This window comes from uncultured Parabacteroides sp., from assembly GCF_947855115.1.
In the GTDB taxonomy this organism is placed as follows: domain Bacteria; phylum Bacteroidota; class Bacteroidia; order Bacteroidales; family Tannerellaceae; genus Parabacteroides.
In genome coordinates, this window is sequence record NZ_CANTZW010000005.1 from 128,100 (window position 1) to 148,155 (window position 20,056).

The 20,056-nt window shown below is 48.6% G+C and carries 14 protein-coding genes and 1 pseudogene; 2 read left to right on the forward strand and 13 right to left on the reverse strand.

Features of this window, described 5'->3' with window-relative positions; genetic code table 11:
• Positions 1–11: 11 nt before the first annotated feature.
• The 10 genes and pseudogenes from Q0110_RS05645 to Q0110_RS05690 form a co-directional block, all read right to left on the reverse strand.
• The gene (locus tag Q0110_RS05645; protein ID WP_297903932.1) at positions 12–1,112 is read right to left on the reverse strand and encodes an efflux RND transporter periplasmic adaptor subunit; all 1,101 of its coding nucleotides are present in this window, start codon (positions 1,110–1,112) and stop codon (positions 12–14) included.
• Positions 1,113–1,249: 137 nt separating this feature from the next.
• Positions 1,250–2,149: a helix-turn-helix domain-containing protein gene (locus Q0110_RS05650; protein ID WP_297903935.1), complete on the reverse strand. Its 900-nt coding sequence runs from the start codon at positions 2,147–2,149 to the stop codon at positions 1,250–1,252.
• Between the two features lie 254 nt (positions 2,150–2,403).
• Complete coding sequence (locus Q0110_RS05655; protein WP_297904048.1) at positions 2,404–4,146, reverse strand: DEAD/DEAH box helicase; 1,743 nt, start codon at positions 4,144–4,146, stop codon at positions 2,404–2,406.
• A gap of 296 nt (positions 4,147–4,442) precedes the next feature.
• Positions 4,443–5,498 carry a tyrosine-protein phosphatase gene (locus Q0110_RS05660; RefSeq protein WP_297903944.1) on the reverse strand — a complete coding sequence of 352 codons (1,056 nt, stop codon included), beginning with the start codon at positions 5,496–5,498 and terminating at the stop codon, positions 4,443–4,445.
• Between the two features lie 73 nt (positions 5,499–5,571).
• Complete coding sequence (locus Q0110_RS05665; protein WP_297903947.1) at positions 5,572–6,501, reverse strand: carbohydrate kinase; 930 nt, start codon at positions 6,499–6,501, stop codon at positions 5,572–5,574.
• A 23-nt stretch (positions 6,502–6,524) separates the two neighbouring features.
• Positions 6,525–7,136 (reverse strand): SIS domain-containing protein, encoded by a 612-nt coding sequence (locus tag Q0110_RS05670; RefSeq protein ID WP_297903950.1) that lies wholly within the window; start codon positions 7,134–7,136, stop codon positions 6,525–6,527.
• Positions 7,137–7,337: 201 nt separating this feature from the next.
• Positions 7,338–8,975: a M20/M25/M40 family metallo-hydrolase gene (locus Q0110_RS05675; protein ID WP_297903953.1), complete on the reverse strand. Its 1,638-nt coding sequence runs from the start codon at positions 8,973–8,975 to the stop codon at positions 7,338–7,340.
• Positions 8,976–8,990: 15 nt separating this feature from the next.
• Positions 8,991–10,556 carry an ATP-binding protein gene (locus tag Q0110_RS05680; RefSeq protein WP_297903957.1) on the reverse strand — a complete coding sequence of 522 codons (1,566 nt, stop codon included), beginning with the start codon at positions 10,554–10,556 and terminating at the stop codon, positions 8,991–8,993.
• 116 nt (positions 10,557–10,672) lie between these two features.
• The gene (locus Q0110_RS05685; protein WP_297903960.1) at positions 10,673–11,425 is read right to left on the reverse strand and encodes a class I SAM-dependent methyltransferase; all 753 of its coding nucleotides are present in this window, start codon (positions 11,423–11,425) and stop codon (positions 10,673–10,675) included.
• A gap of 179 nt (positions 11,426–11,604) precedes the next feature.
• Positions 11,605–12,060, reverse strand: a pseudogene (locus tag Q0110_RS05690) (AAA family ATPase); the annotation flags it as partial.
• 173 nt (positions 12,061–12,233) lie between these two features.
• Here Q0110_RS05690 and Q0110_RS05695 point away from each other — a divergent pair.
• Positions 12,234–13,454, forward strand: a complete 1,221-nt coding sequence (locus Q0110_RS05695) for a pitrilysin family protein (RefSeq protein ID WP_297903963.1) — start codon at positions 12,234–12,236, stop codon at positions 13,452–13,454.
• Between the two features lie 2 nt (positions 13,455–13,456).
• Here the strand turns inward: Q0110_RS05695 and Q0110_RS05700 are convergent, their stop codons facing one another.
• The 3 genes from Q0110_RS05700 to Q0110_RS05710 all read right to left on the reverse strand — a co-directional run bounded on the left by Q0110_RS05700 (position 13,457) and on the right by Q0110_RS05710 (position 17,554).
• On the reverse strand, positions 13,457–14,596 hold the full coding sequence (locus Q0110_RS05700) for an ATP-binding protein (RefSeq protein ID WP_297903965.1): 1,140 nt from the start codon (positions 14,594–14,596) through the stop codon (positions 13,457–13,459).
• Positions 14,597–14,920: 324 nt separating this feature from the next.
• A complete protein-coding gene (locus Q0110_RS05705) occupies positions 14,921–16,132 on the reverse strand; it encodes an acyloxyacyl hydrolase (protein WP_297903968.1) in 1,212 nt (403 codons plus the stop codon).
• 21 nt (positions 16,133–16,153) lie between these two features.
• Positions 16,154–17,554, reverse strand: a complete 1,401-nt coding sequence (locus tag Q0110_RS05710) for an alanine/glycine:cation symporter family protein (RefSeq protein WP_297903971.1) — start codon at positions 17,552–17,554, stop codon at positions 16,154–16,156.
• Between the two features lie 174 nt (positions 17,555–17,728).
• Between Q0110_RS05710 and Q0110_RS05715 the strand changes: the two genes are divergently transcribed.
• Entirely contained in the window at positions 17,729–20,056 is a 2,328-nt protein-coding gene (locus Q0110_RS05715; RefSeq protein ID WP_297903975.1) for a TonB-dependent receptor, read from the forward strand.

Consider the following 20,056-nt stretch of genomic DNA (forward strand, 5'->3'; position numbering starts at 1 on the left):
CTTCTCCTTATTTATTTAACCTGTGTACCTTCACGTATCAATCCGGCGCCTTCCGAGATGATCTCGTCGCCGGCTTGCAAGCCGCTCAGGACAACATATTCGCGCCCGTCGCTCAGGTCGGCTACCGTGATCAGGGTAGATGTAGCCTTGCCATCCACGACTTTATAAACCACTATTTTATCTTGCAGACGTACGGTCGCTCCTTGCGGGATGACGATACAATCCTTATAGGTGCTGGGTATGACAACCGTTCCTGATGCCCCGCTATGCAACAAGCGAGTCTCGTTAGGGAATACGGAGCGTACCACTACCGTACCGGTCTGCCGGTCGATCACGCCGCTGATAGATTCGATTTTTCCTTTCTGGTCGTATACGGAGTTGTCATTTAGCTTAAGCTCCACTTCCGGCATGTTCTTTAGCGCGTCGTCCATAGAGCCGTATTCGCGGGTCAAGGAAAGAAGCTGGTTCTCGTTCATGGAGAAATACACATACATTTCCGAGTTGTCGGATACCGTTGTCAACGGCTGTGGTATACTGGCGCTGACCAAAGCCCCGACACGATAGGGCAACGCTCCGACCACTCCGTCGCTCGGGCTTTTTACCTCGGTATAGGAAAGGTTGTTGCGGGCGTTTATCTCTTGCGCCTCGGCTTGGGCTAAAGTGGCTTGCGCGGAGAGGTAGTTGTTCTCGGAGGTTTTCAGGCTGAATTCCGACACTACCTTCTGGGCATATAGCTCTTTATTGCTGTTGTAAGTCAGTTCGGCCGTAGCTAAACCCGCCTTCGCCGATTTGACATTGGCTATGGCCGTGTTCAAGGCTGCCTTGTAGGGTACTTGGTCTATGACAAAAAGAATCTGTCCTTTCCGGACTTTCTCGCCTTCCGTTACGCAAAGGCGCTCGATCGTTCCGGATACCTGCGGATAGATGTCGATATCTTGCCGTCCGCGGATCGTCGCCGAGTAAGAAGTAGAGAAATTCTTGTCGCTTACTGTTACTTTCATTGTTGCGTAATTCACGTTCATTGGCGCCTGGGGTGTTTGCTTGCAAGACACCAATGCTACCGTAAAACCGACTAATCCTATTAGTCTCATCCATTTTAAACTCATAACCATTTGTATATCCTTTTAAAATTCCGAGGCAAAGTTAGAAGGAGATGGTCTATCTTTATATATCAAATGTGCTAATGAAGTGTTCTTATTGTAATATGTGGTATGGTTTTCCGGGAGTCCGGAAAAAGGGGGGATGACTTTTATATCTTGTTTACGAGATGTTTCCTGTATTCAGTGGGCGACATTCCCGTATGTGCCTTTACGTATTTCCCGAAAAATGAGAGGTTGGGAAACTCTAGATAATCAGCTATTTCCTTAATGGATTTCTCGGAGTATTTGAGCAGTTCGGTGATATCTTCTACGACGAACTCGTTAATTATGTCGAAGGCTGTCTTCCCGCACACCTGTTTACATACCGCCGAGAGATATTTGGTGGTCACAAAGAGTTTATCCGCGTAAAAGGAAACGGTGCGTGCCTTTACCTTTGATTTGGAAAGTAATTCCAGGAATCTCTTGAATAAGAGGTCGCCCTGTTTGAACATCGTGTTATTCTTGGGTGTACAATATTTATCCAGATTCGCCAACAACTCGTAAAATATAGCGGCGGTAAGGGCAGACATGATCCCTTTCCGGTAGGGGTTGCCTGTCGCTTTTATCCTGGAACCGATCAGCTCGTAGTATAATTCGAAGACTTGTGCCCCTTCTTGTCCCATCTGCAATACCGGGTTCTGCTCAAGGTAAAAGATTTTGTCCCGTATGCCACCTCCCTGGCTGACGAACCTCCTGACGATACTCGTGGAAAGGGCGATCCCCTTACATTCCAGGTCATCGCTACCGATAGCGTTACGAAGTACGGTTTGGGGCAGACAACATAAGATCTCGTTGGCCCGGATGATCCGTGTCTTGGAATTTACGTCTACCTGCAAGGAACCTTTTGTGCATACCAACAATTTAAACGCGTCTATCTTGATCAGCTCGGGATGGGGCGCATGGGGAAGGCGGATATTATTGGCGAACGCGATATCGCCATCTACATAGTCAAGCTCCGCGTTTTGTGATAAGTCTTCTAGAGTTAGCTGACGTACTTGTTCTGTTTCCATGTTTCCAGGTCCTTTTTCAGTTTCTCACAAAAATAAAGAATTAACCCACAATCTTCGGGTTTACGCATAATTTAAGACATTTATAACCTTAATTAAAAAATAACCTGCGCTGGAAGCCTTTTCCAAGCTTTTGGATGTGCCGGATATCTTTAAGGACATATCGTATGGAAAACCAATGGCCTGATAATAAAAAGTGTCTCAAAAAGAGTTTTATCCACCTTTTTTGAGACACCACCTTATGTATATTCCCTGTTTTACTTACGTTTCTTCCCGCGAGGAGCGTCCTCATAGAATTTACGTTTCGACCTGTCATCATTTCGACCGGGCCGTCTGCCGCCACGTTCGTCACGCCTGCCGTTCTTGCGGCCACTGTCGCGCCGCCCGCCGTTGAAACTACCCGTGCTACGTCTGCCTCCGCGACTGCCTTTGCCGCTATCGCCTTTCGCCTGAGCCGGTTCCACGGAGATACGTCGTCCGTCTACCTCGAAACCGTTCATCGAATCCATGACACGCCGAGCCTCTCCCTCTTCTACCTCGAAGAACGAGAAATTATCGCGTAAGTCGATACGACCGATACGGACCTTTCCCGGCACGCATTTATTTACCAACTCGATAAGTTGGGGAGGAGTAAGCTCGTCGACTTTCCCGAAATTGATGAAGAAGCGGGTGTAACCTTCCTCGGATTCCCCTTTACCGCGTCGGCCTCTCTCTCTCGGGGTGTTCTCGTCTACAACCTCGATATCGTCGTTATCTTTATAGTAGTCGATCATCCTGTTGAACTCCAGGGATACGACACGCTTGATGATATCCTCCTTATCCAACCACTCCAGTTTCCGGTAGATGGAAGGCATCAGGCTGGCGATTTCCTCCTCGTTCACTTTTACTTTCTCGATCTGGTCTACCAGGTTGAACAATTGCTTCTCGCAGATCTGCTCGCCGGTAGGCATCTCGCCCTTATCGAATTTCTTGTTGATGACCCGTTCGATCTCGCGGATCTTCCCTTTTTCCTTTACATGGCAGATAGAGATCGCGATACCTGTTTTCCCCGCACGGCCCGTACGTCCGCGGCGGTGGGTATAAGATTCTACCTCGTCCGGTAAGCCATAATTGATCACGTGAGTCAGGTCATCTACGTCCAATCCACGCGCGGCCACGTCCGTGGCGACCAGCAATTGCAGGTTCTTGATACGGAATTTTTGCATCACGTAGTCTCGTTGCGCCTGGCTCAGCTCCCCGTGCAAGGAATCGGCGTTATAGCCGTCTTGAATCAATTTATCGGCGATCTCCTGTGTCTCCTTCCGGGTACGGCAGAAAATGATACCGTAGATGTTCGGGTAATAATCGGCGATACGTTTCAACGCGAGGTACTTGTCTTGCGCGCGCACCATGTAGTAGATGTCGCGGATATTCTTGTTACCTTCGTTTTTCTTTCCGATGACGATCTCTTTCGGATCTTTCATATACCTCTTGGTGATAGAGGCGATCTCCTTCGGCATGGTAGCGGAGAAGAGCAACATGTTGCGGTTTTCCGGTATGGCCGCCAGGATCTCATTGATACTGTCGGTGAACCCCATGTTCAACATCTCGTCTGCCTCGTCGAGGATGACGTTCTTTACGTTGCTTAAATCTACCGTCCTACGGTTCATTAAGTCGATCAAGCGTCCGGGGGTAGCTACCACCACGTGTACGCCTCTCTTCAGTGTCTTGATCTGGCTCTCTATGCTGGAACCTCCGTATACAGGGAGAACCTTCAGGTTGTCGATGTATTTAGAATAATCGTTTAAATCGTCCGCTATCTGTAGGCAAAGCTCGCGTGTCGGACAAAGGATAAGCGCTTGAGGCTGATATTGAGAGACATTGATCTTTTGCAAGATCGGCAAGCCGTAAGCGGCTGTCTTGCCGGTTCCTGTTTGTGCTAATGCGATTACGTCGTTATCTTCTCCCAGTAAGAAAGGAATCACTTCTTCCTGTACGGGCATGGGCGATTCGTAGCCCATCTCTTGAATTGCCTTTAATATCGGTGCGGCAACTCCTAATTCTTCAAATGTTTTCAAAATGCGATTGTGTATATATGATAATATTTAGAGACGCGAAGGTACGCAAATAATTCGGATTCTATAGGATTGTTATGCTAAATTCGCTAAAAATCAGCTAACCACAGCTATTTTGTACTGTTTTTAGTGAACGACGAGAAGCTTACCCGGCGATTAATCATCCAATAAGATAGTATAAACGTGTAGAATTACCGGGAGCTATCGGCGAAATGAATCATTTTTCCGGATGGTTCTTTATCTTAATAAAGTAAGATATCCTTAAGCCTTTCACGTTTCTTATCCGTAAGATGTAATCCTTTGGATAAATATTTTTCGGTGGAACCGTACTCTTTCTTAATTTTATGGAGAGCCAGGTCCATGAGTCCCTCGTTGGCCGTAAGGAAGACCGTGATGCTTTCTTGGGCGTCCGTGGAGAGATGTTTCACGATGTCAGCCAGGTGGCTCGTGTCGATGTATTGATTGGAAGCCAGATAGTCTTCCATGATGGCATCCCGGGGAATGTCTAGGGCGGCGAGCAGCATGGCGGCGAGAAACCCGGAACGATCCTTTCCATAGGAGCAACATACGAGAATGGGGTAGTTGTCCTCGTTCTGGAACTGTTCCAGTACCTTGGCAAACTGCTCGGTGTTGTCTGTCACGAATTGCAGGTACTCATCTTCCATATATACCCCGGCATCCCCTTTCCTCATTCGCCCCTCGATGACACGTTGGGGAGCGTCGGTAATCTTACCGATCGCGACGGGGATTCGCAGGATGTTCGCTTTTGTATATTTGATGGGGGCGGTTTGGGCTTCTTGGTTCGTGCGGAGGTCGATGATCGTCTTGATTCCTAGGTTATCCAATCGGATGGAGTCCCACTCGCTCAGGCTACTTAACTCGCCTGAGCGAAATACCTTGCCCCATTTCACGGTCTTCCCGTTCGCGGTGGAATAGCCTCCTAGGTCTCGGAGGTTCTGTACGCTGTCCATAGCCGCCGCCCGCGCGCCGATGATTCTCGAGTACTTGTCGTTGAAAGAGAGGCGGAAATATTTACGCGAGATATTATCGTTCGTGATATAGGTAGCTACCCCGTCCTTGATGTTGGCGTAAATGATCGGAGACTCGTTAGCGAAAAGATCCGGATCGTCGGATACGGCCACCTTGACGGTTCCTTCCATCACGGGGTCTGTTTCCCATTTTACCACGTAATTCCCGATGTCGTCACGTAGGCAAATAGCTCGTATGTCGGGCGTGTTAGAGGAACAGCCCGCTAACATGGTCACACTGGCGAATAGAGAGAGAATCTTTCCTAACATTGTCTTCTATTATAATAAGCTTTCCTTACAAAGATAGTAAAACAACTTTTTCCCGCTCCCTCATTAATGATATTTAAGACTGGCTAACATACTTCGCGGCGAACTCCTTGGAGATGTAATTATCATAGCTTTGGCACACCTCGGAGGCGAGATCCATTCCGCAGCGGATGATTTTTCCCCACGTTTCCTGGTCTAGCGACGGGAGGTCGGCGTGGCGTACATCATATTTTAGGAGCCCGTAGATGATACCTGCGTTAAAGTTGTCGCCGGCGCCGATGGTACTGAGCGGCTGGATTTGCGGGGAATCGAAATGCCGGGTGAAATTACGGGTATAGAGATTGACCCCGTTCGCCCCGTGGGTTGTTAGGAAACGATCGCAATAAAACTGGATATGCTCTTTGTAAATCTCTTGGGTGTCGGTCTTGCCATAAAGGTTCTGGAAATCCTCGTCCGAGCCCCGGACGATATCGGCGAATTCCAGGTTCTCCAATACGGTAGGCATCAAACGGATCGCTTCATGGGCGTGTGCCTTGCGGAAATTGGGATCGTAATAGATGATCGCCTTCCGCTCTTGGGCGTATTGCAGGAATTCCACCATACGGGCCCGCAAGACGGGGTTCAGGGAGTAATAAGAGCCGAACACGAAGATATCGTCTTTCTCTATCTTGGGCAGGGGCACTTCCAGCCGTTGTGCCGGATAATCCTTGTAGAAGATATAGTTCGCGTTCTTGTCATCGTCCAGAAAAGCGAGTGATATAGGGCTTTTCCCATCGGGGAAACGGTCTACGAACTCGGTCGTGATGTGGTTGTCCTCCATGAAATCCCGGATCATGTCGCCAACCCGGTCGTTGCCCAGCTCGCTGATAAAGGACACGGGGACATTCAATCGGCCCAATGATATCAATCCGTTGAATACGGAACCGCCCGGAACCGCTTTCTGCGGCTGGTCGTTCCTGAAAATGATATCGAGGATGGTTTCTCCTATACCAAAGACTTTTCTCATGCGATTATTACGATTTAGGTTTGTCATTCATTCTTGCTTTGCTCGCGGCTTTTAGAACCTAAGTAGCCCCCGTGATGGCGCTTGGCGTAATCCTTGTTGGTGAAATGGATACGTTTCATGGTTCCTACCACGAGGATGTCTCCTATTACCGTCATGACGGTCGTGGAGGTAGTAGGCGTAAGGCCCAGTGGACAAACTTCCTTGGGGGCGCCGGTCAACAGGCATACGTTCGCTTCGGCGGCCAATGGGCTGTCCGGGTTTCCGGTGATGACGATGAATTTCATGTCTGGCACCAATCCCCGTGTGAGATCCACCAATTCCAGCAACTCGCGTGTCTTCCCTGAATTAGAGATCAATAACATGATATCGTTCTCGCGTACGATTCCCAGGTCTCCGTGTTGCGCTTCACTGGGATGTAAGAAGAAGGCCGGCGTACCGGTCGAACTGAAGGTGGTAGCGATATTCAAGGCGATTTGCCCGGCTTTTCCCATTCCGCTCATAATCAATTTCCCACCTAGCTCATGTACATGTTTCACTATAAGCGATACCGCTTCCTCATATCCGGGCGTGACGGGGATATTGCGAACCGCTTCCGCTTCCTGCTCCAATAAAGAGGTGATATTTTCGTTTACCATATTGTTGATTGATTGTTTTACGGCATTCCTACCTGAATAACGATCACAAAAGTATTTATATTTACTGATATTGGCATCATTTTACTCAGGCTTTCTCACCGAGAGCCCATGCTTTTTTCGGATAGCCTGTCTGCTCGACATCTTGCCGTTCATGTACGCCGACCCCCAGTAGCGAGCAACGGAATTGCCATTTCAGGTGTCTTATCTTTTTAAGACGTTAGCGAATTCGGACTTCGGCTTCCATTTCGGGTATCCGGTATCTTGCGCCAGTTTATAACCGAGGTCGAAGAATAAATGTACCTCTTGTAACAGGCCGCTGTAATCATCCGTGTCGGGGTGGGCCTGGTCTGTCGGTTTATGATAGGTTTCCGCCCAATAACGGGCTATCTGCTCTTTGGACCATTCCTTGCCGTGCTTACGGTTGTCGTTCCAACCTTTGGCGAACATGGCCGGGATCCCTTTTTGTACGAAAGGGAAATGATCGGAGCGATAGAACATCCCGTTGTAAGCGTCGGGATCGGGCATGATGTAACGGTTGTATTTCTTTGCCAACTCGGCCACGGTCTCATCCAAGTCGGAATAGCCGTATCCGGTGATCGTGACATCGTTGTTCTCGCCCCATAGCGGGAAGACATCCAGATTGATTACGGCGGCTATCTTATCGATCGGGAACAACGGGTGCTCTACGTAGTATTTCGTGCCGAGGAATCCGGTCTCCTCGCAAGTGGGAGAGAGGAAGACGATATTCCGGCGGGGTTTCTCTTTCAAGGCGTTGAAACAACGTGCCATCTCAAGCATCCATGCGATGGCTACGGCGTTATCGGTAGCGCCGTTTATGATACTGTCGCCGTTGATCGGCGCTCCATAGCCTAGATGATCCCAATGGCCTAGATAAACGACACTCTCATCCGTGTTCCCGCTACCGGGGATATAGCCGATCACGTTGGGGCTCTGCTGGCGGTCGAAGGTATTCCTCATAGAGACCGTTACCGTGGATCTCAAAGGGAAAGGCTTGAAATCCGGCGATTTGGATCGCTCGATCAGTTGGTCGATGTCGTAGCCGTTGTCGGCTAGCAATTGCTTGGCGGCATTGAACTGAATCCAGCCGTTTAACGGGCAATGGTAGGCATCGCTATCGCTGTCTACATACATTTTTGACTGAGCGGAAGCCCGTACGACCGACCAAGGGTAACCCGCTCCCCGGTCTTCATGGATGATCAAGACTCCTTTCAATCCTTGCCGGGCCCCTTCCTCGAATTTATACATCCAACGTCCGTAATAAGTCATGATATCGCCGTTGAAATAATCCGTGTTGTCGCTTCCGAGCCCCGGGTCGTTTACGATAACGACCGCTACTTTATCCTGCGGGTCCTCAATTCCCTCGAAATCATTTTTTCCATACTCGGGGGCTACGATCCCATATCCGGCGAATACCAATTCTGCGTTGTCTATATCGATCTCCGGCTCGATCCGTGCGGAGAAAGCGGTGTAGCCCTCCAGCCAATCCAAAGGGATTTTCCCTTTCGGAGTCTTTAGGATCATCGGTTCCGGGCATTGCGTGCGCGAGGATATGATGTTAACCTGCTGGAAATAAGAATCGCCGTTGAAGGGTTTCAATCCAACCTCTTTCATTTGGCGGGCGATATAGTTCACCGCACGGCCGGCCCCTTCCGAGAAGGGCTTACGGCCTTGGCAGGAGTCGTGCGAGATGGCCTCGGTATATTGCTTTAGACGTTCCGCGGTCGCTACGCTTTTCGCCTTCTCTATATCGTTGCCACCTCCTCCGCAAGCGGTAAGAACCAAGGAGACGATCGCTAGTAAACAGGTTACAGTTTTCATGTTTTTATAGAATTATTATGTGTTTTCAATCAGCCATTCACCTAGATTGCGAGTGGTAGCGTCGAAAGCGACGCCCACTTTGACCACTTCCCGTTCATCGGCCGCATAGGGGATCAGATAGCCTCGCTCGTCGATTTGCCGGATCGCTTCCTCGGCTGTTCCTTTCAATTTAAACTCGAATACATAGATGTAGCGGGGCGTTTTTACGACGGCGTCGGCACGTCCTTGGGCCGAACGTACCTCGGCCTCGGTGAATTGGCCGAGTAGCTTGAATACGATGTAGAAGATCACTTGGTAATGACGCTCGGTCCGGTCGTTCAACTCGTAAGGGATGTCGGCGAAGAAAGCTTTTAGGCGGGTGAGGAAGGCCTCCGTGTTTCCACCCCTAAGCTCTTTTATGAACCGGCCGATGTAAAAAGGAGTCTCTGTCTCCGGTAGATGGGCGTATGTGGAGGCGACAAAGTTCAAGAAGCCATATTTGACTTCTTCATTCGGGTATCCCAGTGTATACAGCCTGAATTCTTCATCGTACCCCTTGATCGTCAGGTACCCGCTTTGATAGATCATGGGCACGGGATTGTCGATGTTCGCCCGGTCGTCGGAGAGCGATATCTCGGAAACTTCGATCCCGTCTAACTGCCGTATGTCGTAGTTTGTCTTTTTGAGCATCTCCGCCAAGAAAGTCGGGGTTCCGGAAGCGAACCAGTAGTCGTAAAAGACCTGTTTGCTCAACACGTTCAATACGCTAAACGGGTTATATAGGGCGATGCCGCTGCGGAAGTCAAAGTGGTAGCCGTCGTACCTGCGTGTAATTTCCCGGATGGTATCTTCGTACGAGAGCTTGTTGGCCTCTGCCAAGGCATGAAGCTCCGGCTGGAATGTCGCCTCGATCTCGGTCAACGTCATGCCGCAGAGGTCCGCGTATCGCGGGGCCAGGCTGATGTCGTTCAAATGATTCAGGTTACTGAAAATACCGACTTGTGCGAACTTCGTGACACCGGTTATGAACACGAAACGCAGCCATGGATCGGCATCTTTGAGGACCGTATAGAAGGCGGTCAATAGTTCCCGGAACTCGTTCTGCAACTCCTCATTATGCAGGTTCCTTAATAAGGGCTTGTCGTACTCGTCGATCAGCACGACCACCTTCCTTCCGGTGATCTCTGCCGCCCTTCGTATGATGGTCATGAACCGTCCGGAATAGGTGATGCCCTCCCCTCCGGTATCGTATGTTTTTTCCCATTCCCTCAATTGCCGTTCCAGCATATTCTCCAACGCCTTGCGGCTGTCGTACAACTCGGCGTTGAGGCTGAAATGAAGTACCGGATGCTCTTTCCACTCGGTCTCAAGCCTCTCTATGGCCAGTCCCTTGAATAACTCTTTCTTCCCCTCGAAATAAGCCTTGAAGGTGGAAAGCAACAAGCTTTTTCCGAATCGCCGGGGACGGCTTAGGAAATAGGGTTTTCCCATGGTTACGAGTTGGTAAACAAATGAGGTTTTATCCACGTATAAATAACCCTCTGTACGTAAATCCTCAAAACTCTGTATGCCTATCGGTAATTTCCGGATGCTATTTCCCATCGCCTTATCTATTTAATTTACACAAATGTAGGTATTTTTTCCAAGGAGGCAAATGGATTGTCGGATTTCCGACAGTGTAAAAGTCTATTAGCATTTTGACTTTATGATTCAGATTGCTAAACAACACATTCAAATAAGAACATTTCGCATTGATCGTTGATGGCTATTTCCTTGTCAAAAGAAGAAAAAGTTTTGACTTGGGTAAACCCGATCTCTTTTAAATACTGTTCCATCTCACCATATTTATAAAGGTGTGTCTGGAAATCCATAAATTCGCTTTGAATCAATACCGTATCCCTATACATTTCGTAAATACCGGGAGAGAATTGGGTCTGACTTTGCTTGTCGTAATAATTCTTCGACTTTAGTACCAGTTCGCAATTTTCTTTTGTCATCACCGAAACCGCGGTCGCATAGTTATTATCATCCGCGCATCTATTGGCGATTGTATCGACAGCGAACACGAACTTGCCCGTTGGAGATAACCACTCTTTTATTCTACACAAAATTTGTTTGCACAAATCAATATCGGTAAATAATGACACAGAGCCCGAACTGATAAAAATATAATCAAATTTCTCTTTGGGGGAATATTCTATAATATCAGCCTGAGCGACTTTTGCCTCAGGCAATTTCTGCTTTAGCTTTTGTAACATTTCATTGGACAGGTCTATGCCGCTTATGTCGAACCCTCTTTCTGCGAATGGGATAAGAAAACGGCCGCTGCCACATAAAGGTTCTAAAATCTTTTTCCCTTTTTCTGCATAAGAAAGGTAGAAGTCCAATTCATCTTGAGGAGCTTTCTCATGTAGTATTTCATACATCTCAGTACAGAGACTGCCGTAGTAATTTCTTTCTGCTTTATTCATTGTTGTTATATGATATGTATATTCTGGTTTCTAAAAACAAAGCTTATTCTCCTGTTTTTATGGAATTATAATGTGTTTTCAATCAGCCATTCGCCTAAATTGCGAGTGGTAGCGTCGAAAGCGACGCCCACTTTGACCACTTCCCGTTCGTCGGCCGCATAGGGGATCAGATAGCCTCGCTCGTCGATCAGCACGACCACCTTCCTTCCGGTGATCTCTGCCGCCCTTCGTATGATGGTCATGAACCGTCCGGAATAGGTGATGCCCTCCCCTCCGGTATCGTATGTTTTTTCCCATTCCCTCAATTGCCGTTCCAGCATATTCTCCAACGCCTTGCGGCTGTCGTACAACTCGGCGTTGAGGCTGAAATGAAGTACCGGATGCTCTTTCCACTCGGTCTCAAGCCTCTCTATGGCCAGTCCCTTGAATAACTCTTTCTTCCCCTCGAAATAAGCCTTGAAGGTGGAAAGCAACAAGCTTTTCCCGAATCGCCAGGGACGGCTTAGGAAATAGGGTACACCTTGATAAGCCATCTGATAGACGAATTCTGTCTTATCGACATACAAGAAATTCTCTGTACGCAGTTTGTCGAAACTTTGTATGCCTATCGGTAATTTCCGGATGCTATTTCCCATCGCCTTATCTATTTAGTTTACACAAATGTAGGTATTTTTTACAAGGAGGCAAATAGCGGGAAAAAACATGTACGTCTTTTTCCGGAGACACGTACATGTTTTTTGGAAAATACGTACATGTTTTTCACGAAAGTCTTTTGTACCTTTGCGGGCTGATACAAACAAGAAGGAAAATGGATTATATCGCTCATACATTGCCGAACGGCCTTCGCATGGTACACCTCCCGGTCGATTCCCCGGTCTCTTATTGCGGTTTCGCCGTAAACGCCGGTACGCGGGATGAGAACGAGGATGAGTTTGGCTTGGCGCATTTCGTCGAGCACATGATCTTCAAAGGTACGGAGAAACGGAAGGCATGGCATATCCTGAACCGTATGGAGAATGTAGGGGGAGAGTTGAACGCCTATACTACGAAGGAGGAGACTTTTGTTTATTCCGTCTTTATGGAAGAGGATTTCGGCAGGGCGTTCGAGCTGTTGACAGATCTGGTTTTCCATTCCCAATTCCCCAAGCAGGAGATCGAGAAAGAGGTAGATGTCATCTTAGACGAGATCAACTCGTATGAGGATAGCCCCTCGGAACTTATATTCGATGAGTTCGAGAACCTGCTATATAAGGGCCATGCCCTCGGACACAATATCTTAGGGGATGAGGAATCCCTTCTTCGCTTCGATTCCGAGTCTGGCCGCTCTTTCATGCGCCGTTTTTACGCCCCGGAAAATATGGTATTTTTCTCGATGGGCCGGAAAGACTTCAAGAAGATACTGAGGCTTGCGGAAGCCGCTCTGGGCGATATCTCTTTCCCTATGGCCGATCGGGTCCGGAAAGCCCCCGACCCGATCGAGGCTTGCTTGCGGCAGGTCCATAAAGATACCCATCAGGCCCACGTATTGATCGGAGGCCGGGCCTTTAGCATGCACGATAAAAAACGGGTCCCTCTATTCTTGTTGAACAATATACTGGGCGGGCCGGGCATGAACAACCGCCTGAATGTCTCCCTGCGGGAAAAGCACGGCTTGGTCTATAACGTAGAATCCAACATAACCTCTTATACCGATACCGGGCTCGCCAGTATCTATTTCGGGACGGACCCGAAGAACCGTGAGAAAGCGATACGTCTGGTACATAAGGAACTGTCCCGTTTGCGCGACGTGAAACTTTCTGCCACTCAATTAGCCGCCGCCAAGAAGCAGGTAATCGGCCAACTGGGTGTGTCGGGCGATAACCGTGAGGGCCTTTTCCTTGGCTTAGGAAAAAGCTACCTCCATTATGACCGTTACGACACCCTTCCCGAGGTGTTCGCCCAGATCGAGAAACTGACTGCCGAGCAAATCCTTGAGGTGGCGAATGAGGTGTTCGCCCCGGAACGGTTGTTTTGCTTGATTTATGAGTGAGGCTAAAAAGTCCGTTCCAGCCAGCGGGAGAGGAATACGTCATATACTTGATAGCGGGAAGATTCCAAATCATCCTCTTGATAGATCATCTCTTTGGTAAGCAAGGCATCTAAGGCCCGCTTGGAGTTGGAGGGGGTACCGATGTTGTATTTCTCCAGGAAATACTTGGATTGAGGTTGCGATACGCTTCCTTCCTTGGCGATGGCGATCAGCAATTGCCATTGAACCGGGCTTAACAGCCTCCGGTACTGGATATACATGGCTTGTTGAGAGGCTAGAAAGGAATCGCAAATGTTTTTCACGTCCTCTTCCTTGATCCTTTTCAAGGGAGAAGCGTAGACTAGGTTACAGATGGTTTGGGTATAGTAAGTATGCGATCGGGTCCAGTCCAAAATGAATTGAACGGCCTCCGGTTGGATTTCCCGGCCGCCATCCTTGAATTTATCATGGATGAATGAACTGTATATATCTTTGTCGATCACGGGGAGCGACAACATCCGGGTACTGGAGAAGAAAGGGCGTTTCGCGCTATTGAATAGCTCTACCATCATATGCTTATTACTGCCGCTGAAAATGAAATGGACATTCTTGAGGCGTTGGATATGGGAACGAAGAATGGATTCGGTGTTTGTTTCCGGATAGTTCGCTATTTGCTGAAACTCATCGATAGCGATCAGGATAGGTTTGTTTTGGGAATCGAGGAAATGGAAAATACTGGCAAGTGTTTTCTCTACCGCTTTATTTTCTGTAAATTCAAGGCTGATTTCCGGCTGTCCGCTCAGTGGGTCATAGGAAATCACCGGATGAAAGGCTTTTAATAAATCGAGAAACCGGTTACCAATGCTTTTTTGTTCCGGGATTTGCCGGAGAATCATTTGCGACAAACATTCCGTGAAATCTTTGACCGATTGAGTGGCATAAATATCCGTATAAATGCAATAGAAGGACTTTGTGGTTTCCAATTCCTCAAATAAACGGTGGATCAGGGCGGATTTCCCCAGTCTTCGAGGTGAGATAAGCGTTGTATTTACGCCGTTTTTTACCAGACTCTTGAGAGTGGTTAACTCCGTTTCCCGGTCACAAAAATATTCTTTCCCTATATAACCTGTTGTAGGAAATGGGTTTATCTTGTTCACTGCCATGATGAGATGATTTTATCTTAATCGCGAAGATAGTGATTTTATCACACATTTTGTATCATACATTTTGTGTTATACAAAATGTGTGATGCTATTAGCCCGGGAACCTATATTCAAATTCCGGGCTTATGTTTTGCTGTTGTTCCGTATGACGTTATCTATATGCATCCTGTCGGCCGGCAGGGTGAAACCTTCCGGCAATTGGTTTATGATAGCTTATTTCCTTTTGCTTCATTGTCCGATCCTATAGGACAAACCCAAAGCCGGTTGAGCTATTCGGAGAAAATCCATTGTCCGGACTATGGAGATTTCTTAATAAGCTGGATATTATCTGTTATGAAACCTATACCCGACTCCCAGCATCAAGTTATTCGGGTTGTGGAACTTGTGCAGTTGGTATCCGACATGCAGGAATAAGTTCCGCGTGACCGATACCTTGAGCGCTAGGATTTGGTATAATCCTTTTAGGTTGCCCTTGTTGTAAAACAGATTGTGCCCGACTCCCAGGTTGATCGAGAAGAAAGGCATGGTGAATTCGCCGCGGGCAGAGAGGCCGATGCCGATCTGCTCGTGTAGGGGCGGGCGGTAGAAACGGGGTTCTTCGCCGACTTGGGTGAGCTCGTCGGGGTAGATGTTCGCGCTTTCGTCGTATTGGCCGTCTAGGGAGATACCCGCTTTCAGGAATCGGTTGAATTTATACATCGGGTTGAAGTTGAATCCGAGGATGCCGAAATGACCGGGGAAGATATAGGCCTCGTTGCTTAGCATGACCCCCTTGGCCCGGGTAGCGCCGTATAAGACGACATCGTAGCTGACGCGCTGCCAAAAACTGGAGAGATACAACTGATTTTCCGGTAGGGAACGTGCGGAGCCTAGCTCGCGATGGCTTTCCTCGATCGGGTTGAGCGTGTAGACAAGCCCGATCCGGCCCCCGATCGTGTTCAATCCCGAGTTCGGGAGGTGAGTATTCCCGTTTGAGAAATGCGTTAGATCCGCTCCGACAAGCAGGTTGCAATAACGGGATAGCTTTGCGTTGAGGAAGAATCCCAGGTTGATGTAGGCGTTGATCTTGGAACCGATGATCTTGTTGCGGTAATTCTTGTCCTCGTCGTACGGATGCCAGCCGAAAGACGCTCCGAAATTCCATTCGTAATCGAAGGATAGCCGGGAAGAAATACTGGCGATACGGGAGCTTTGGAAAACATACGCGGTCCAAGGATTACCGACCTCCCGCCGATTTCCGAAGGTATTGTAAGAGACACCTATGCCTTGGTAGGTATGCGGGTAAAGCCGTCCTTCCTTGGATTCAGGGTTCAGTTGGAACCCGTATTTCAAGTGGAACGAGGCCGCCTTATGCAAGGTAAGCCCGTTTCCGTAGCCATCATCTTTCAGGAATTTGCTCGTAGGGGCGACATACGAGGGACGTGCGTCGAACCCTATTTTATGGATAAGGGATTTATCATCATCTTGGGCTTTTGCCGCGCAAGCCAATAACATCATGACCGCTATGCAAAGGCCTATCATCTTATTTTCTATCATACTTTAAATTCGTTTGTGAAATCACCAACACTGCGCTTTGTCTCTCAACCCGGGTATCTTGTCTTTATCGAATACCGGGCTTTTGATCCCCGCCTTCTTTTGGGCTACATAATCTTGTAACAACAGGAATGCTTGGCGGCTCAACAGTGAGATCGCGATCAAATTACAGATTGTCATAAATCCCATGGCTACATCGGCCAGGCTCCAGGCCAGGTCTAAACTAGCCAACGCCCCGAACATGACCATTCCACCGACTAATATACGATAAATAAATAAAATACTTCTCTTCGGGGTGATAAAACGGATATTCGCTTCCCCGTAATAATAATTACCGATGATGCTGCTGAAGGCGAACAGGAGGATCGCCAAGGCGACAAAGGTGCTTCCGAGGCTACCCACCTCGTTGCTCAAGGCTTGCTGCGTAAGTTGGACTCCATTTACGGAACCGTCTAACGGCGCTCCGCTAAACAAGATGATGAACGCCGTACAGGTACAGATAACCAACGTATCGGTAAATACACCCAGTGCTTGGATCAGCCCTTGCTTGACCGGGTGGGAAACATGGGCGGTAGCCGCTACGTTCGGGGCCGATCCCATACCGGCCTCGTTGCTGAATAAACCCCGCTTGATCCCTTGCATCAGCGCCGCCCCGACGCTGCCGCCTATCGCCTGTTCCCAGCCGAAAGCGTTTGCCAGGATGGTTTCTATAACGGCGGGCAGGCGGGTGATATTGAACAATACGATTCCCAAGGCCAACGCGATATAACCTAACGCCATGACAGGAACGACGATGCTGCTTACCTTCGCGATACGGTGGATACCACCGAATATGACGATTAATGTCAGCGCCGTGAGGATCGCCCCGATCAAGGCATGATCGATGCCGAAAGCCCCTTCCCACGCAGCGCAGATCGTGTTGCTCTGTACGGAATTGAAGGCAAAGCCAAAGGTGATGGAGATCAATATGGCGAACAAAACCCCCATCCATCGTAATCCCAGACCGTGTAGCATATAATAGGCGGGGCCACCGATGAACGAGTCGTTCCCTTTTATCTTGTATAATTGCGCCAACGTAGATTCCACGAACGCGCTGGAGGAACCCAGCAAAGCGATCAGCCACATCCAAAATACGGCTCCCGGGCCACCGACCGCCACGGCTGTCGCTACACCCGCCAGGTTGCCGGTCCCCACACGGCTTGCTAAAGATACGGCGAAGGCTTGGAAGGAGGAGATATGTTTTTTCCCTTTTTCCCCTTTCCCGGCGGAATCGCCTAATAACCGGATCATCTCGCCGATCATGCGGAATTGCACGAACCTGCTTTTTATCGTAAACCATACGGCGCATCCTAATAACATGATAATTAGGATATACGACCATAGTATATCGTTGATTCCACTGATCCAATTATTCAATAGCTCCATGATTTATAATATATTGTTTGGTTACAAAGATACGTATCCGCGAAGCTAAATCATCGGAATATTATTTTTTTTTGTTTTTCTTGTAACGTTTCCCAGAGTGATGTCGTCTTATTGTTAGAAACAAGCGATAGGCGGGAAAGGCCACCCTGCTGTACTCGGAAAAAATATGATAAAATGAAACAATTAATGATTTGGATCATACTGCTAGGCGGTATGGTACAGGGAGCTTTCGCTCAAAATTTGGAGATAGAGGGGTGTGTGCGGGGAGCTGGCGATAAGGAGATCCTGGAGTTCGCGAATGTGGTATTGCAAACGATGGATTCTTCCTTCGTGGCGGGTACGACTACGGATGCGAGAGGTGCTTTCTCTTTCACCAAGGTTAAAAAGGGGGATTACCTGTTGGCTGTCTCTAGCTTGGGCTTTAAGCCTGAGTATATTTCCTTGGTAGGCTTTTCTAAAAATACTTCTTTGGGAGAAATATTCTTGAGCGATGACGCGGTTTCCCTGGAAGGGGTGACCGTCAGCGCCTCTGCCCAAATCGGCCACGCCGATAAAAAGGTCGTTTTCCCGTCGGATCGCCAAATGAAGGCTTCCGGCAATGGCATGGACTTGTTGCAGCAGATGATGCTCCCGAGAATACAGGTGGATTTGCTGAACAGCGAGATCAAGGTGTCTGGAAACGGGGTCGTTCAGGTGCGTATCAACGGCGTGAAGGTGGAGCAGGATGAGATCAAGGCCCTGAATCCCGCGGATATCATCCGTATAGAATATCACGATAATCCGGGGTTGCGCTATGGCAATGCCGATGTCGTGTTGGATTATATCGTTCGCAGGCCTGATACGGGAGGTAGCTTCGGGCTGGATATGGCGCAAGGTATCAATTCCATGTGGGGCGAGCATAATGTCCGGGGGAAGATCAACCATAAGAACTCGGAATGGGGCGCTTCCTATCGTATCGGCCCGCGCGACTTTTACGGCATGAAACGGGATAACGAGGAAGAGTTTCTTCTAGCGGACGGGACGACCTTGAACCGTATAGAGATAGGCGAACCTTCGCACGCCCGCTTGTTCATGCATAACCTGAATGTGAACTATAGTTATCAGAAACCGGAAAAGTATATGTTTAACGCCACGTTCCGCTACCAGAATAATCACCAGCCGCATTGGGATTACCAAGGGGTATTGATGAACCGGGCGAATCCGGAGGATAAGGTGGATATGATAGACCTCTCGGGGTCGGATTATCAGGTTCCCGCGTTGGATTTATATTACCAACGAGACTTGAAGCACGACCAGACCTTGGTGTTTAACGTGGTAGGAACTTACAACCAAACGAAATCTACCCGTGTCTACCAGGAAAGCAGGCGGGAGCAGTTACTTACAGACGTGAATAACGTAGTAGACGGCGATAAGTACTCGATCATCGGCGAGGCTATCTATGAGAAAAAGTTGTCCAATGGCAATCGATTGAGCGGGGGCTTGCGCCATAACCAGTCTTTCTCGGACAATAGCTATATCAACGGGCATAATTATAAGACACATATGGAGCAGATGGAGAGTTCCGTATACGGAGAGTTCAAGGGAAAAATAAAGAAACTGGATTACTCGTTGGGCGTGGCCGTGAATCGCTCTTCTTATAGCCAAAGGGGGGAAGACGCGGATTACGAGCGTTATACGGTGAATCCCCGCTTGACCTTGTTCTATGCGTTGCCCGGGGAGTCTTCCATCCGCTTGAGATCGAAGATCGGGAGTGTGGCCCCTTCCCTGGGCGAGTTGAGCGCGATCGACCAGGTGATCGATTCCTTGCAGATACAGCGCGGCAATCCTAACCTGACATCTTATATGAGCTATTATACGGAATTGAATTACGAGTTTCGCAAAGGCTTGTTTTACGTGAATGCCTTGGGCGCTTACGAGTACCAGCCAGACGCTATCATGGACGAGAAATACCAGGAGGGAGACAAGATCATCCAGACTTGGGATAACCAAAGGAATTGGCAGCGTATCATCGCCTCCGCGGATTTGCGGGTCGGCCCGATCAAGGATATCTTGCAGTTTTCCGTCAATGGCGGCGTGAACCATTATATAAGTAGCGGTAATACGTATACGCACCGGTATACGAATTGGTGGTGTGAGGCGAATGTCTCCGTTACGTGGAAAAAGTGGTCGCTCTGGTATATGGTAATGACGAACTGGAACTGGTTTAAGGGCGAGACGATGAGCGGTGGCGAGAATCTTCAGGCAGCCCAGTTGAGCTACCGGCATAAAGACTTGATGATCGGTTTGCGTGTCATCAACCCGTTTACGGATAATTATAAGCAGGAGACCGAGAACTGGAACCAGTATGCCTCTTTCCGTCGCTCGAATTATATCAAGGAAAGTTCTCGCTTATTCATTGCGACGATTTCCTACAACTTCTCCTTCGGACGTAAGTTTAATGCCAGCCAGAAGAAAGTGAATAATGCCGACAACGACTCCGGCGTGATGAGTACCGGTAAATAA

Coding starts and splice junctions, on each gene's coding strand:
- Q0110_RS05645 (WP_297903932.1), bottom strand. CDS start 1,112: ATGGTTATGAGTTTAAAATGGATGAGACTAATAGGATTAGTCGGTTTT.
- Q0110_RS05650 (WP_297903935.1), bottom strand. CDS start 2,149: ATGGAAACAGAACAAGTACGTCAGCTAACTCTAGAAGACTTATCACAA.
- Q0110_RS05655 (WP_297904048.1), bottom strand. CDS start 4,146: ATGGGCTACGAATCGCCCATGCCCGTACAGGAAGAAGTGATTCCTTTC.
- Q0110_RS05660 (WP_297903944.1), bottom strand. CDS start 5,498: ATGTTAGGAAAGATTCTCTCTCTATTCGCCAGTGTGACCATGTTAGCG.
- Q0110_RS05665 (WP_297903947.1), bottom strand. CDS start 6,501: ATGAGAAAAGTCTTTGGTATAGGAGAAACCATCCTCGATATCATTTTC.
- Q0110_RS05670 (WP_297903950.1), bottom strand. CDS start 7,136: ATGGTAAACGAAAATATCACCTCTTTATTGGAGCAGGAAGCGGAAGCG.
- Q0110_RS05675 (WP_297903953.1), bottom strand. CDS start 8,975: ATGAAAACTGTAACCTGTTTACTAGCGATCGTCTCCTTGGTTCTTACC.
- Q0110_RS05680 (WP_297903957.1), bottom strand. CDS start 10,556: ATGGGAAATAGCATCCGGAAATTACCGATAGGCATACAGAGTTTTGAG.
- Q0110_RS05685 (WP_297903960.1), bottom strand. CDS start 11,425: ATGAATAAAGCAGAAAGAAATTACTACGGCAGTCTCTGTACTGAGATG.
- Q0110_RS05695 (WP_297903963.1), top strand. CDS start 12,234: ATGGATTATATCGCTCATACATTGCCGAACGGCCTTCGCATGGTACAC.
- Q0110_RS05700 (WP_297903965.1), bottom strand. CDS start 14,596: ATGGCAGTGAACAAGATAAACCCATTTCCTACAACAGGTTATATAGGG.
- Q0110_RS05705 (WP_297903968.1), bottom strand. CDS start 16,132: ATGATAGAAAATAAGATGATAGGCCTTTGCATAGCGGTCATGATGTTA.
- Q0110_RS05710 (WP_297903971.1), bottom strand. CDS start 17,554: ATGGAGCTATTGAATAATTGGATCAGTGGAATCAACGATATACTATGG.
- Q0110_RS05715 (WP_297903975.1), top strand. CDS start 17,729: ATGAAACAATTAATGATTTGGATCATACTGCTAGGCGGTATGGTACAG.